The following is a 12,730-nucleotide window of genomic DNA, read 5'->3' as shown; positions in this document are numbered from 1 at the left end:
CCACTGTAGGAGCGCGCCTCGCGCGCGACATCCGGCGTGCGGCACCATCACACGGCGACGCAGACCGTTTTCGCGCGCGGGGCGCGCTCCTACAAAGCTACGACCGGCTTCAGGCCACCACCGGTGTCGACCGGACCAGATACTGCACACTGAAACGGCGGTCCTCGTCCATCCAGACCTGCGCCACGGACAGCCCGGCTTTGTTCGCCATCTGCGCGAAATCGTCCAGCGAATACTTGCAGCTGTATTCCACATGCATCGCTTCGTCCGCGCGGAAGCTGAAGGCCTCGTCGCGCACGTGCACCACTTGCTGCTTCGTGCTCACGAGCGACGTCTCGATCCGACCTGCCAGCACGTTGTAGCGCGCGCGATGACGAAACGCGTCGACATCGAAATCGGTCCCGATTTCCCGATTGAGACGAACCAGCATGTTGAGGGTGAAGTCGCGCGTGATGCCTGCCTCGTCGTTGTAGGCCGCTTCGATCTCCGCGACGTCCTTCTTCAGGTCGACACCGATCAGCACGCCGCCGCCGTCGCTCATCTCGGCACGCATCTGGCGAAGAATCTTCACCGCGTCCTTCGCCTCGAAATTGCCGATGGTCGATCCCGGAAAATAGATCACGGTGCGACGTGGCGAGCGCGACGCGACCGGCAGGCGAAGCGGCTGCGTAAAGTCCGCACACACCGGCTGCATCGGCACGTTGGGGAAACGCATCGCAAGTTCGGCGACGCTTTCCATCAGCGCGGTGCGAGAAATCTCCACCGGAACGTAAGCGACCGGCGTCTCAAGGTGTTCGAGCAACATGCGCGTCTTGATGCCGCTGCCGCTGCCGTATTCGACCAGACGCACGTCCGGCCCGATGACATCGGCGATATCACCCGCGTGGTCGCGCATGATCGCGATCTCCGTGCGGGTGAGGTAGTACTCGGGCTGCTCGCAGATCGCCTCGAACAGAGCCGATCCACGTTCGTCGTAAAAGAGTCGCGACGGCAGCTTCTTGATCTTCGCCCCGAGGCCACGGCGTACGGTCTCGAGGGTGTCCTCGACATCCGGGTGGCGGTCGTCGACACGGATGTCTTTCGGTTGAGCGCTCATCGATCGTTTCCCAGTCGTATCCCCGTGAACTGCCAGCGGGCATGGGGAGGAAAAAAGTTGCGGTAAGAGGCGCGAATATGATCGGCGGGCGTAGCGCAGGAGCCCCCGCGAAGGATCCACTGCCCGTTCATGAACTTTCCGTTGTATTCGCCCAGCGCTCCGTCCAGCGGACGGAAGCCCGGGTAACTGACATAAGGGCTCATGGTCCATTCCCAAACGTCGCCGTATATCTGTCCAAGATCGGTCTCGAACGACGAGGCACGTGGCTGGAACACCCCGCTGTCCTGAAGGTTTCCGCGCACGGGTACGTCGGCAGCCATCGTCTCCCACTCGACTTCCGTCGGCAGGCGAGCGCTGGCCCAGCGTGCGAAGGCATCGGCCTCGAAATAGCTGATGTGACACACAGGCGCGTGCGGGTCGATCGCGCGTCGGCCCTGCAGGGTGAATTCGGTCTCGCAGGCCTCGTCCCAGTACAACGGATGCTGCCAGCCTTCCGCATTGACCGTCGCCCAACCATCGGACAGCCACAGCATGGCGTCGCGATAACCGCCGTCCTGAATGAAAGCGAGGTACTCGGCGTTGGTGACAGGACGATTCGCCAGCGAACCGGCCTGCCGGTATGCGCGGTGACGCGGGCCTTCGTTGTCGAAATGGAAGCCCGCGCCCTCGTAGCCGATCTTGACGACTCCTTCGTCGAAGGGGATGTATCGCAGGGCGGGAGCCGCGACGGACAGCGCGCGCGGCGCATCCGGAGCAAAAGCGGGCTCCAGCGGGTTCTGCGAGAACGCATGTTTGATATCGGTGAGCAGCAGTTCCTGATGCTGCTGCTCGTGCTGGCAACCGAGCTCCACCAGCATCGACAAGGCCTCGTCGTCACCGCGCTGAATGCGTCCGGCAATGGCCTCGTCCACGCGGGATCGATAATCCAGCACTTCGTCGAGAGCCGGCCGGGTGATCATGCCGCGGCGCGTACGCGCATGCATCGGACCGACCGACTGGTAGTACGAATTGAACAGGTAGTGCCATTCCGGGTGGGGCGAGACATACGCCGGGTCACGAGCCAGGATGAACTGCTCGAAGAACCAGGTCGTATGGGCGAGATGCCACTTCGTGGGACTCGCATCCGGCATGGACTGGATCACGGTGTCTTCGGGTCGCAGACGAGCCGCGAGTGCCGCAGTGCGATGACGGACGCCAAGGTAGCGCTGTGCGAGATCCGCAGGGGCCGATGGGGGTGTTTCGAGGCCAAGCGGGCGGACCATCATGCGCTGGCCTCCTGTTCGGCCGAAATAGCGTCAGTCATGACGGAAAGGATGGCCGAGCAAACGTTCAACGAATGTGAGCACACCCCTTCACGACCTTAACGAAAGGTGCACCCGGCCCTGTCCCCTCTCGCTTCCAGGCCGTTTCGGGCTTAACGTGAGACATTCCCCCGGAGGACCACGCCGTGAATGTCCGCACCCTGATCGCCGCTTCCGTGCTGCTTGCCTGTGCCTCGTCCGCGCATGCCCAGAACGCCCCGCCAGTGCCGCGCAACGAGCTTCCATTCAACGACTGCATGCGTACCGACCGTATCAACGAATGGGCCGTCGCCGACGCCCGTACGGTGGCCGTGCGCAATGGGCCCAATCACTTCCTCGTCAAGACCAGCACGGACTGCCCGCGCATGGATCTTGGGGGAGGCATCCACTTCAAATCGTCCAACAGCGACAAGGCCATGGGCGAGATGCGCATCTGCGGCGGGATCGACGAGAAGATCGTGCGACGAGACGATCCGCCGTGCCAGATCCAGTCGGTGGAGACCATCGACAAGGCGCAGTTCGAGACACTGAAGAAGAAGGCGAAGCGGCGTGGGTCGGGCGCGGAGCCGAATGGGGCCGTGCGCTGACGTGACCCGGTCCGCTCACTGGCCCTCAGCTGTCTCCAGCGCGACCGTCTTCCAGAGCGGACCAAAAGAAGAGGCCCGGCAATGCCGGGCCTCTCTCTTAACGTTTCAGCGACTGCTGATTCAGCGACTGCCGACGATCAATACCCGTCGTCGCGGATGTAGCGCGTGCCACCGTAACCATCGTCCACATAGGTGGTCGTGGTGGTCACGCGGCGGGTCACCACCGGCGGCGCGTCCTCGTAAACCACCGTGCGGCGCGGCGCGTAATACGTCGGGCCGTTGTCGTACACGACGGTGCGCGGTGCCGTCGCGTTCGCGACCAGACCCACCACCGCACCGGCGACGATCGCGCCAGCGATCCAGCGGCCGGCGTGGTCGTAGTGACCGCGACCGTAATAACCGCCACGACCGCCATAGTAACCACCGCCGTGGTAGCCGTAACCGCCACCATGGTAGCCGCCGTAATACCCACCACGCGCGAACGCGCCGGGAGCGAACGCCATCAGACCCGCAGCGGCGAGGAAGAGGGCGGACTTTACGAACTTACCTTTCATGACAGTTACCTCCGGGTGTTGAGCGCAGATTCGCGCTCTGCCACTGAATCCAATCTGAAGTTTTCTACACTCTCAATTCACGTTTTCCACGGATTCACGTACGGCTTCCGAAGCAGCCAGCAGCCATGGATGTTGTGGCGGCGGGCGAAGTCGAACGGGATGCTGGGAGCACTCCAGTCTTCAATGGAGAAATGGGGTTCGAGCGCCGCTTTGTCAAGCTGGAATCGGCGGAAATTGTTCGAGAAAACAATGACCCCGTCCGGCAACAGGCGGTCCAGGCAGAGCATCAGCAGCTTGACGTGATCGCGCTGGACGTCGAAGTCGTCGGCCCGTTTGGAATTGGAGAACGTCGGCGGGTCGACGTAGATCAGCCCGTACTGCATCGAGCGCTTTTCGAGGAAGGTGAGGGAATCTTCCTGCACCAGCCGGTGACGCGCGCCCTCAAAGCCGTTCAGCGCGAGATTACGAGATGCCCAGTCAAGGTAAGTACCCGAGAGGTCGACCGTGGTCGTGTCGCGCGCATCGCCGGCCGCCGCGTAAACGCTGGCCGTGCCCGTATAGGCAAACAGGTTGAGAAAATGCTTACCGGGGGCAAGCTCACGGATCTTGGCCCGGACCAGGCGGTGATCGAGGAACAGGCCCGTGTCGAGGTAGTCGGTCGGGTTGATCAGGAAGCGCAGGCCGCCCTCACCCACTTCGACAAATTCGCCCTTCTGGTCGAACTGACCGTATTTGGAGCCGCCCTTGCCGCGCTCGCGCGTCTTCACGGCGATCCGCTCGCGGGGAATCCCGAAGACTTCGCTGGCCACGCGACCGATCTCGCGCATGCGAATGCGTGCCACATCGACCGGCACGTCCTGCGGCGCCTTGTACTCCTGAATGTGCAGCCAGTCCTCGTAGACGTCGATCGCCGCCGCGTACTCCGGCAGGTCCTGGTCGTATGCGCGCCAGCAGGTAATGCCCTCGCGGGTCAGCCGCTTGCGCAAATGGCGGACATTCTTCTCGAGACGGTTCTTCAGCATCTCCGCGCCGGCTGACAACGGCCTGGCCTCGCGGGGCGCCGCATCGCGCGGGCGCAGCGCGAAGGTCAGCAGCGGCGTCTCGAGCGCGCCGTTGAACAGCACGTAGCGCTTGTCCGGGCTGAGGCGGAGGGCGCGGCCCAGCTCCTCGTCACCGGCCAGAATGGCGGCACGCCAGCCCTGGAAACGATCCTTCAGCGCCTGGCCGAGGTCGCGGTAGAGCACCGGCAACTCGGCGCGGTCGCCCAGACGCTCGCCGTAAGGCGGGTTAGTGATGACCAGACCCAGCGCGGTCTCCGGCGGCGGCGCGACATGCACGGCGTCGCGCTTGTCCAGATGAACGAAACCGGCGACGCCCGCGCTCTGCGCATTGCGCTTCGCGGTCTGGACCATGTGCGCATCCGAATCGCTGCCGAAGAACACCGGACGCAGGGCGCGCAGGCCTTCCTCGGCGCGAGCCCTGGCCTCGTCGTAAATCGTGCGCCACAGCGAATAGTCGTGCTTTGCCCAGCCGAGAAAACCGAAGTAGTCGCGACGCAAGCCCGGCGCCACGTCGGCAGCCATCAGGGCGCCCTCGATCAGGAGAGTGCCCGAGCCGCACATCGGGTCGACCAGCGCGCCGCCTTCGGCGTAGATCCGCGGCCACTGGGCACGGACGAGCATGGCGGCGGCGAGATTCTCCTTCAGCGGAGCCTCGCCCTGCTGCTCGCGCCAGTTACGGCGATGCAGCGGCAGACCCGAAAGGTCGATGGACAGGGTGGCGCGGTCGCGGCGCAGGCGCACGTTGACGCGCAGATCGGGTTCTTCCGGGTCCACATCGGGGCGCGCACCGCTGGCGGCGCGGAACTGGTCGACGATGGCGTCCTTGGTCTTCAACGCGATGAACTGGCTGTGGTTGAGCTTGCTCTGCGCCGTGTTGGCGTCCACGGCCATGGTGCCGTGCGGCGCCAGGTGCTCGGACCAGTCGATGTCCTGCACGCCCGCGTACAGAGCGTCCTGGTCGGCGGCGTCGAACTCGGCCAGCGGCAGCAGCACGCGGCTGGCCATACGCGACCACAGGCAGGCCCGGTAGGCCGTCTCGATGCTGCCGGTGAACGACACGCCAGCCAGCGCCTCGCGCACGTCGCCAGCGCCGAGGGCGATCAGTTCGTCCTTGAGCAGGTATTCCAGGCCCTTGGGACAGGTTGCGAAGAAGTTGCTCATGCCAGGCCTCCGAGGAAACGGCGGAACTCGGCCTCGATATCGGGCAGCGAATCGCTCAGGCGATGGTCGTCCTGCACCAGCAGCAGCGGCGACGCGTGGGCACGGGCGTAGCCGATGGCCTCATCGACGGGGCAGACGTCGTCCGCATAGCCATGGATGAGGAACGACGGCACGCCGGTGGCGGTGGCGAACGCGCGACCGTAGCCGGGGATGCGTGCCGGCAGGGCCAGCAGGAACAGACCGGCGACCGGGGCGTCCAGCGAGGCCAGGCCGGAGACGAACGCACCCATGCTGGACCCGACGAGGACCGGCGGCGCGGGCGACGCGGCGACCGCCTCGGCCAGGCGTGCCAGACGCGGATCGACGCAACCGGCATGGCCGAGGGCGTCGTCGTCGCGGTAATCGGGGCGGACCGTGGTCCAGCCGAGCGATTCGGCCACGGCGGCCAGCGCGCTGACCTTGGTGGCGTCGGGACCGGAATCGGACCCGTGGGAAAGAATGATGTTGCCGCGCATGGCGGACTCCGTACGCGGAATGACCGCCTATGTTATCAAAGCGCCATGATCGACATACTTTACGCCCCCCTGCCCTATGAACGTCTGCTCCCCGAGCGGGCGCCCGACACCGTCGACCTGGTGGTCATCCACTGCACCGAGCTGCCCGACCTGGCCATGGCAAGGGAATACGGCGAGCGCGTGCTGTACGAAGATCGCGGCACCGGCGCCAGCGGGCACTACTACATCGACCGCGACGGCTCGATCCTCTGCTACGTCGACCCGAACCGCGTGGCCAATCACACCCGCGGCTACAACCCGCGATCGATCGGCATCGAGCTGGTCAACCTCGGCCGGTACCCGGACTGGTTCCACTCCGCGAAGCAGGAAATGACCGAGCCCTACCCGCCCGAGCAGATCGCCGCCCTGCGCGACCTGCTGGACGAACTGGTCGTCCGTTTCCCGTCGCTGCGCCACATCGCCGGCCACGAAGACCTCGATACCGCGCTGGTCCCGGCCAGCGACGATGAGGAAAACAGCGTGCCGCGCAAGCGCGATCCGGGCCCGCAATTTCCGTGGTCGCGCGCGTACGACGCCGGCCGCCTCGGACGGCTCGAAGGCTGAGGCCCGTTATACTTTCCGACCATGTCGCCACCCCGCACACCAGGTAACCCCATGACGGACAACCACGTCGGCGAACTCGTCGAGCTGCTCGAGCTCGAACGTCTCGAAGACAACCTCTTCCGCGGCCAGAGCCGGGACATCGGCACCAAATTCGTCTTCGGCGGACAGGTGCTGGGCCAGGCGCTGTCCGCCGCTCAGCGCACCGTGGACCCGAGCCGTGAGGCCCACTCGCTGCACGCCTACTTCCTGCGTGCCGGCGACATCAACGCGCCGATCGTCTACAGCGTCGAGCGCACACGCGACGGTGGTTCGTTCTCGGCCCGCCGCGTCGTCGCCATCCAGCACGGCCAGCCCATCCTCAACGGCTCCATCTCGTTTCAGGTGCCGGAGACCGGCTACGAACACCAGATGTCGATGCCCGAGGTTCCCGCGCCGGAAGACGTCGAGCCCATGCCGGCGATGACCGCCGAACAGCTCAGCCGTCTGCCGGAGAAAACCCAGCGCTGGCTAGGCATCGACGGGCCTTTCGAGTTCCGCCACGTCTGGCCGCGCGACGAACTGCGTCCGGCCAAGCGCCCGCCTTATCAGCACATCTGGTTTCGCCTGACCGCGCCGATCGGGGACGCGCTCGGCCTGCACCAGGCCTTGCTCGCCTATGCCTCGGACTTCCATCTGATCGGCACCGCCACCCTGCCCCACGGGATCTCGTACCTGACGCGCAACATGCAGATGGCGAGCCTGGATCACGCGCTGTGGTTCCATCGCCCGTTCCGTATCGACGACTGGCTGCTCTACTCCTTCGACAGCCCGACGTCGCAGGGAGCACGCGGCCTGGCACGGGGCATGATCTACACACGCGACGGCGTGCTCGTGGCTTCCACCGCGCAGGAAGGCCTGATCCGCGTCCGTCCGGACTGATCCCATGAGCATCGAGCTGCGGCATCTGCGCTACTTCATCGCCGTCGCCGACGAGCTCCATTTCAGCCGCGCCGCCGAGCGGCTGGGCATGTCCCAGCCGCCGCTCAGTCAGCAGATCCGCGATCTGGAGACCATGCTGGGCCTGCGACTGCTGCGCCGTACCAACCGCCGCGTCGAGCTGACCGACGCAGGCCGGGTTTACCTGGATGCCGCCCGCGACATCGTCACGCGCGTCGACGACGCCGCCGACATGGCGCGTCGTGCCGAGCGCGGCGAGATCGGCGAACTGCATGTCGCCTTCACCCGTTCCACGCCGCTCATCGAGAAATTTCCTCAGGCCATCCGCGCGTTTCGCGATGCGTATCCCGCCGTGCGGCTGGTGCTCGTCGAGCGGAACACGCTGCAGCAGGTCGAATGCCTGCTCGACGATCGCCAGCAGATCGGTTTGCTTCGCGGCGGCAAGCTGCCCGCCCCGCTGGTTTCGCACAAACTCGTCGACGACCCGCTGGTAGCCGTGCTTCGTGCGGACCATCCCCTGGCGAAGCGCAAACGTCGCAAGCTGCGCATGGAAGAACTCGCCGACGAACGGTTCGTGGTGTTCAGCCGTGCCGCCGGTACCGGCGTACACGATCAGTTGCTGACGATGTGTCGCAACGCGGGCTTCGCGCCGCGCATCGCACAGGAAGCCGGTGAATCATCGACCATGATCGGCCTCGTCGCCGCGGGCATGGGCGTCGCCGTGTTGCCTGACTCCCTGCGCCACGTCCGCGTCGACGGCGTCGCCTATGTCGCCATCGATTCGCCTGACGCGGCGAGCGCGATCCACGTCACGCATCGCCGCGACGACACCTCGCCGCTGGTCAGAGCCTTTACGAAGCTGATGCTGAAGGCGTGAGCGTGCGCAGCTTCAAGGCGATGGCGAGGCCACCGAGCACGAGCAAAGCCGCGTAAGCCGCCACACCGTTCCAGCCGCCATGCGTCCAGGCAAGACCGCCGAGCGATCCGGCGATGCTCGAACCCATGTAGTACGAAAACAGATAAAAGGACGAGGCGTGCGCCTTGGCATACACCGCGCGCCTGCCTACCCAGCTGCTGGCGATCGAGTGCCCACCGAAGAAACCGAAGGTCAGCATCGCGATACCGGCGACGATGGCCCACAGCGATGAGCTCGCGGTCAACGCCACGCCTGCCAGCATGATCACGAAGGTCGTCCAGAGCACATGGCGACGTCCCAGCTTGCCAGCCAGTGAGCCCATCCACGCCGAGCTGCCTACGCCGATCAGGTACACCATGAAGATCGCACCCACGTGCGACTGCGACAGTGAGAACGGCGGCGCAAGCAGGCGATACGACACGTAGTTGTAGATCGTGACGAAGGCGCCCATCAGCAGGAAGCCCTCAGCGAACAGCCACGGCAGACCCTTGTCGCGCCACAGCGAACCGAACGACGCGAGCAACGCACGCGGATGGGCGCGACGCTTCTCGAAATGCACGGAGGCGGGCAGCCCGCGGAATACGAGATACGACGCAAGGAGACCAAGCACGCCGATCACCGCCACGGCGACACGCCACGACGAATGATCCGCGGCGAAACCGGAGATCAGTCGCCCACCCATGCCGCCAATGGCGTTACCGCCGATGTAGAGACCCATCGCGAAGCCCAGCGAATCGCCGTGAATCTCCTCACTCACATACGTCATGGCGACCGCGGGTAGCCCTGCCAGCGTGATGCCGAGCAACGCTCGGATTACCAGGAACGAGCCCCAGGTCGGCGCCATGGCGGAAAGCAACACGAGAATCGACGAACCCAGCAACGACGCCAGCATGATCGGCTTTCGACCGAACGCATCCGAGATCGCCCCCGCGAACAGCATGGCCACCGCCAGTACGCCGGTCGTCAGCGACAACGACAGACTGCTGCTCGCCGCGTCCACCCCGAACCCGTGAGAGAACGCGGGCATGAGCGGCTGGACGCAGTAGAGCAGGCCGAAGGTGGCGAAACCCGATGAGAACAAGGCCAGATTGGTGCGCCGGAATGCCGGCGTACCATGACGAATGCGTCGATCGACGATGACAGCCGACGCGGCGGGGGACGAGCCGTCCACGGGGACCTCCAGGGAATGAGCCATGGTGTTAAGGCTAGACCCTGAATTGAGTCGAATCGATACCGGAACGCGTCCGCTTCGATATGTCCTGCGTATCAATAAGAGACCCGTTGCGAGACGTGCAACGTGACTGGCAGTTCGGTGACCGCGTATCCGGCGACGTGCCAGCGCGCAGGCGCTAGCGCACTTCGGTGCCCGAAGCGGCACCGTCCCACTGCACCGCATCCGCGAGCTCCTGCTCGGTCAGCGCCAGAGAGCCGGATTCGGCCTCGGTTTTGACCGAGAGCACGTGCCCGTCGTTACGCGACAACTCGCGTGCCCCGGACGTCGCCATCGCATGCGCCCGCTCGTCATCGGACGACAGCAGCACCAGCAACGTCTTCGAACCCGCGACGAAACGCACGCCGCTGGTCGCACCCGACTTCGCGAGTGCCGCGGAATCCAGTGGCACCGCCGTTACCTTGCCCGTCCAGCGTGGCGGAGCGACGAAGGTGTAACCCGCGGCTTCGTCACGCCAGGCAAAACGCTTCATAGGCTCAGCTGCCGGCGCGCGCTCGCCGTGGGTACCGGGAGGCGTCTGGGCGGCGGACGCGGCGACGCTGAAACCGAGCAGCAGGAAAGCGATAGCGACAGGTTTCATGGCATACCTCCGGACGATGGGAGCAGCGTACGCTTCCCGTGTCGCGATGGCGTCAAGCGCCCCGGTCGGCGGCGACCTCGTCCGGGGCGACGTGCCCTTCCCTGCCGCTGACCCAGGCAAACAAGGCGATGCCCACGATGATGGCGACCGCGCCGATGGCGGCCATCGGGCCCGGCACGGCTTCGTGCAGGAAGATCACGCCGATGACCGTCGCGAACAGCAGCTCGGCGGCCTGCATGGCTTCCACACCGGCCAGCGCGGTCGGCTGGCGGCCGACCATCTCGGTCGCGTGGAAAAACAGCACCGTCGCAATGACACCCGACGACAACGCCACGCCACCGGCCAGCCAGATCTCCCGCCAGGACGGCGGCCCGATGCTGAACCACGTAGCCACGGCAAGAAGAATCCAGAGCGGCCAGCTCGCCAGCGTCATCCCGAACACCCGTTGCACGGCACCGAGGCGTGTGCCGGTGCGTTCGAGATGCAACAGGATTTTCCGGTTGCCCAGCGGATAGGCGAAGGCAGCCAGGACGACCGCGCCGACGGCCAGCCACGCCGACGCGTCGAGCGATCCGCGGGCATTGCCGAACTGCAGCAACATCACGCCGATGACGATCAGGGCGCCGATCGACAAGGCGCCAACGTGCCAGCGGGCACGCTCATCGCGATAGATGAAGGGGGCAAGCAAGGGGCCGGCGAGGACGGTTGTCTGGAAACTTCCCGCCACCAGCCAGGACGGACCGCTGCTGGCCGCCCAGGTGAGCGGCAGGCCGAACAGCACGAAGCCGATGCTGCTCCAGATGAGCCACGTGCGCGTGTGCGCGCGAAGTTCGCGAGTAAGCGAACCCAGCCCGCCCTGAAACGGCAGAACCGCCGCGAGCAGCGGCAGCGTGATCAGGTAACGAAGGATCACCGCCCACTGCCAGTGCCCACCCCCACTGACGACGGCGCGGTTGAGGACATAGGTCAGCGTGAAGAACAGCGCGGAGAGCAGCGCGATCGCGACGGCCTGGAGTGCACGGGAACGCATGGTGGACCTTGATTCGAACGAGGTCCGAGTGTGCCAGTGAATGGGGCGGGCGTCAGCCGGGCTTCCGTTCTGACTTCATCTCTCGGCCCCGTGCCTGTTAGCCTGTCAATGACTAATCATCGAGCCCATCATGGAAGACCTGCCGCGCTTCACGTTTGTCATCAACCTCGCCGGTGCCCACGACCGCTGGCATGCGGTCGACAAATCGCATGCGCTGTACCTCAGGCCTGAAGTTGAGCTCCGCAGAATCGAAGCGGTCAATGCACAGGATATCGATCGCCTGCGGGTCCGAGGAACGATATCCGTATCGGAGCGGGCCTGCTTCATGAGTCATCTCCGGGCGCTGGACATCGCAGCCAACGAAGGTCCCGGACCCTACTGGATCGCGGAAGACGATGTGGCATTCGGCCCCTCGACGCTCCCCCTGATCAAAAGCCTGCTGGAACGCCTGAGAGGAGCGTCGTGGGACATCGTTCTCACCGACGTTATCGTAGCCCGTGCCCCAGACATGCTCGGCCTATGGATGCGGCGGCGTGCGTTGCCGCCCGGCAGCGGACCAGAAACGTTCGGTCTGGATCGCATCGCATTCGGTGGCATGACGTCCTATCTCGTTCATCCGCGCGCTGTGCCGCGCATCCGTCGGCTGATGCGCCTATCGGCGGCTCTCAATCTTCCCTGGGATCTATGGATCCGAGCCATGGCTCGCCGCCAACAGCTGGCTTGTTTTGCGACGCTTCCCTTCTTGACGCGCGCCAGTGAATCACCCTCTCAAATCCGCGGCGAAGAAATGCATATGGCGTGGTGGGGAGTCTTTCGCGACCTGATGTTCTGATCACCGTCACCGCGATGACGATGATCGCCGCGATGGTTATGCGGCAAGAATGTCGACTCCCCGTTAATTAGTTCCAACCATAACCCGAGGCGGCCGGATCGTTCTGCTGCCTGAATTCGGCAGGCGCCAGGCCACCGAGACTGTCGTGAGGGATCTCACCGTTGTAATCGGCAAGCCAAGTCTCGGCCTGCTCGCGTACCTCGCTCAGGTTTCGGAAGACATGCATGTCCAGAACGCCACGCCGGAAGCTGCCGTTGAAGCGCTCGATAAAGCCGTTCTGCATCGGCCTTCCGGGTTCGATAAAGTCGAGTTTGATGCCGTTGCGTT

General features: G+C 65.0%; 14 protein-coding genes. 5 read left to right on the top strand and 9 right to left on the bottom strand.

Annotation, left to right across the window (positions count from 1 at the left end; translation table 11 throughout):
• Nucleotides 1-109: 109 nt before the first annotated feature.
• A complete protein-coding gene (gene egtD / locus B5X73_RS12580; protein ID WP_079521972.1) occupies nt 110-1,096 on the bottom strand; it encodes an L-histidine N(alpha)-methyltransferase in 987 nt (328 codons plus the stop codon).
• The gene (gene egtB / locus B5X73_RS12575; protein WP_176167832.1) at nt 1,093-2,361 is read right to left on the bottom strand and encodes an ergothioneine biosynthesis protein EgtB; all 1,269 of its coding nucleotides are present in this window, start codon (nt 2,359-2,361) and stop codon (nt 1,093-1,095) included. The genes egtD and egtB overlap by 4 nt, the downstream gene beginning before the upstream one ends.
• 182 nt (nt 2,362-2,543) lie before the next feature.
• On the opposite strand from egtB, the gene B5X73_RS12570 reads away from it, so the two are divergent.
• Entirely contained in the window at nt 2,544-2,984 is a 441-nt protein-coding gene (locus B5X73_RS12570) for a DUF6491 family protein (RefSeq protein ID WP_036114366.1), read from the top strand.
• A 137-nt stretch (nt 2,985-3,121) separates the two neighbouring features.
• Here B5X73_RS12570 and B5X73_RS12565 read toward each other — a convergent pair whose 3' ends face one another.
• The 3 genes from B5X73_RS12565 to B5X73_RS12555 all read right to left on the bottom strand — a co-directional run bounded on the left by B5X73_RS12565 (nt 3,122) and on the right by B5X73_RS12555 (nt 6,275).
• Complete coding sequence (locus tag B5X73_RS12565; protein WP_079521971.1) at nt 3,122-3,538, bottom strand: hypothetical protein; 417 nt, start codon at nt 3,536-3,538, stop codon at nt 3,122-3,124.
• Nucleotides 3,539-3,615: 77 nt separating this feature from the next.
• Nucleotides 3,616-5,760, bottom strand: coding sequence for a bifunctional 23S rRNA (guanine(2069)-N(7))-methyltransferase RlmK/23S rRNA (guanine(2445)-N(2))-methyltransferase RlmL (gene rlmKL / locus B5X73_RS12560; RefSeq protein WP_079521970.1), 2,145 nt, complete (start codon nt 5,758-5,760; stop codon nt 3,616-3,618).
• On the bottom strand, nt 5,757-6,275 hold the full coding sequence (locus tag B5X73_RS12555) for an alpha/beta hydrolase (protein ID WP_036114375.1): 519 nt from the start codon (nt 6,273-6,275) through the stop codon (nt 5,757-5,759). Before B5X73_RS12555 ends, rlmKL begins: the two co-directional genes overlap by 4 nt.
• A 45-nt stretch (nt 6,276-6,320) precedes the next feature.
• On the opposite strand from B5X73_RS12555, the gene B5X73_RS12550 reads away from it, so the two are divergent.
• The 3 genes from B5X73_RS12550 to B5X73_RS12540 are packed head-to-tail and all read left to right on the top strand — an operon-like array spanning nt 6,321 to nt 8,691.
• Nucleotides 6,321-6,878, top strand: a complete 558-nt coding sequence (locus B5X73_RS12550) for an N-acetylmuramoyl-L-alanine amidase (RefSeq protein ID WP_036114378.1) — start codon at nt 6,321-6,323, stop codon at nt 6,876-6,878.
• Between the two features lie 51 nt (nt 6,879-6,929).
• Complete coding sequence (locus B5X73_RS12545; protein WP_036114381.1) at nt 6,930-7,796, top strand: acyl-CoA thioesterase; 867 nt, start codon at nt 6,930-6,932, stop codon at nt 7,794-7,796.
• Between the two features lie 4 nt (nt 7,797-7,800).
• Entirely contained in the window at nt 7,801-8,691 is an 891-nt protein-coding gene (locus B5X73_RS12540) for a LysR family transcriptional regulator (RefSeq protein ID WP_079521969.1), read from the top strand.
• On the opposite strand, the gene B5X73_RS12535 is transcribed toward B5X73_RS12540, so the two are convergent.
• From B5X73_RS12535 to B5X73_RS12525, 3 genes are all read right to left on the bottom strand, one after another.
• Nucleotides 8,666-9,925, bottom strand: coding sequence for an MFS transporter (locus B5X73_RS12535; protein ID WP_079521968.1), 1,260 nt, complete (start codon nt 9,923-9,925; stop codon nt 8,666-8,668). The two genes, B5X73_RS12540 and B5X73_RS12535, sit on opposite strands and share 26 nt — an antisense overlap.
• A 154-nt stretch (nt 9,926-10,079) precedes the next feature.
• Nucleotides 10,080-10,541 carry a hypothetical protein gene (locus tag B5X73_RS12530; RefSeq protein WP_079521967.1) on the bottom strand — a complete coding sequence of 154 codons (462 nt, stop codon included), beginning with the start codon at nt 10,539-10,541 and terminating at the stop codon, nt 10,080-10,082.
• 52 nt (nt 10,542-10,593) lie between these two features.
• A complete protein-coding gene (locus tag B5X73_RS12525; protein ID WP_079521966.1) occupies nt 10,594-11,571 on the bottom strand; it encodes a multidrug resistance efflux transporter family protein in 978 nt (325 codons plus the stop codon).
• Nucleotides 11,572-11,701: 130 nt separating this feature from the next.
• On the opposite strand from B5X73_RS12525, the gene B5X73_RS12520 reads away from it, so the two are divergent.
• Nucleotides 11,702-12,403, top strand: coding sequence for a glycosyltransferase family 25 protein (locus B5X73_RS12520; protein WP_079521965.1), 702 nt, complete (start codon nt 11,702-11,704; stop codon nt 12,401-12,403).
• A gap of 67 nt (nt 12,404-12,470) precedes the next feature.
• Here B5X73_RS12520 and B5X73_RS12515 read toward each other — a convergent pair.
• The coding region (locus B5X73_RS12515; RefSeq protein ID WP_139382777.1) for an integrase core domain-containing protein at nt 12,471-12,730 on the bottom strand (260 nt) is incomplete at its 5' end.

The organism is Luteibacter sp. 22Crub2.1 (assembly GCF_900167995.1).
Lineage (GTDB): Bacteria > Pseudomonadota > Gammaproteobacteria > Xanthomonadales > Rhodanobacteraceae > Luteibacter > Luteibacter mycovicinus.
The sequence above is the reverse complement of the archived record's forward strand: the minus strand, read 5'-3'. Positions and strand labels throughout refer to the sequence as shown.

Coding starts and splice junctions, on each gene's coding strand:
- egtD (WP_079521972.1), bottom strand. CDS start 1,096: ATGAGCGCTCAACCGAAAGACATCCGTGTCGACGACCGCCACCCGGAT.
- egtB (WP_176167832.1), bottom strand. CDS start 2,361: ATGATGGTCCGCCCGCTTGGCCTCGAAACACCCCCATCGGCCCCTGCG.
- B5X73_RS12565 (WP_079521971.1), bottom strand. CDS start 3,538: ATGAAAGGTAAGTTCGTAAAGTCCGCCCTCTTCCTCGCCGCTGCGGGT.
- rlmKL (WP_079521970.1), bottom strand. CDS start 5,760: ATGAGCAACTTCTTCGCAACCTGTCCCAAGGGCCTGGAATACCTGCTC.
- B5X73_RS12555 (WP_036114375.1), bottom strand. CDS start 6,275: ATGCGCGGCAACATCATTCTTTCCCACGGGTCCGATTCCGGTCCCGAC.
- B5X73_RS12550 (WP_036114378.1), top strand. CDS start 6,321: ATGATCGACATACTTTACGCCCCCCTGCCCTATGAACGTCTGCTCCCC.
- B5X73_RS12545 (WP_036114381.1), top strand. CDS start 6,930: ATGACGGACAACCACGTCGGCGAACTCGTCGAGCTGCTCGAGCTCGAA.
- B5X73_RS12540 (WP_079521969.1), top strand. CDS start 7,801: ATGAGCATCGAGCTGCGGCATCTGCGCTACTTCATCGCCGTCGCCGAC.
- B5X73_RS12535 (WP_079521968.1), bottom strand. CDS start 9,925: ATGGCTCATTCCCTGGAGGTCCCCGTGGACGGCTCGTCCCCCGCCGCG.
- B5X73_RS12530 (WP_079521967.1), bottom strand. CDS start 10,541: ATGAAACCTGTCGCTATCGCTTTCCTGCTGCTCGGTTTCAGCGTCGCC.
- B5X73_RS12525 (WP_079521966.1), bottom strand. CDS start 11,571: ATGCGTTCCCGTGCACTCCAGGCCGTCGCGATCGCGCTGCTCTCCGCG.
- B5X73_RS12520 (WP_079521965.1), top strand. CDS start 11,702: ATGGAAGACCTGCCGCGCTTCACGTTTGTCATCAACCTCGCCGGTGCC.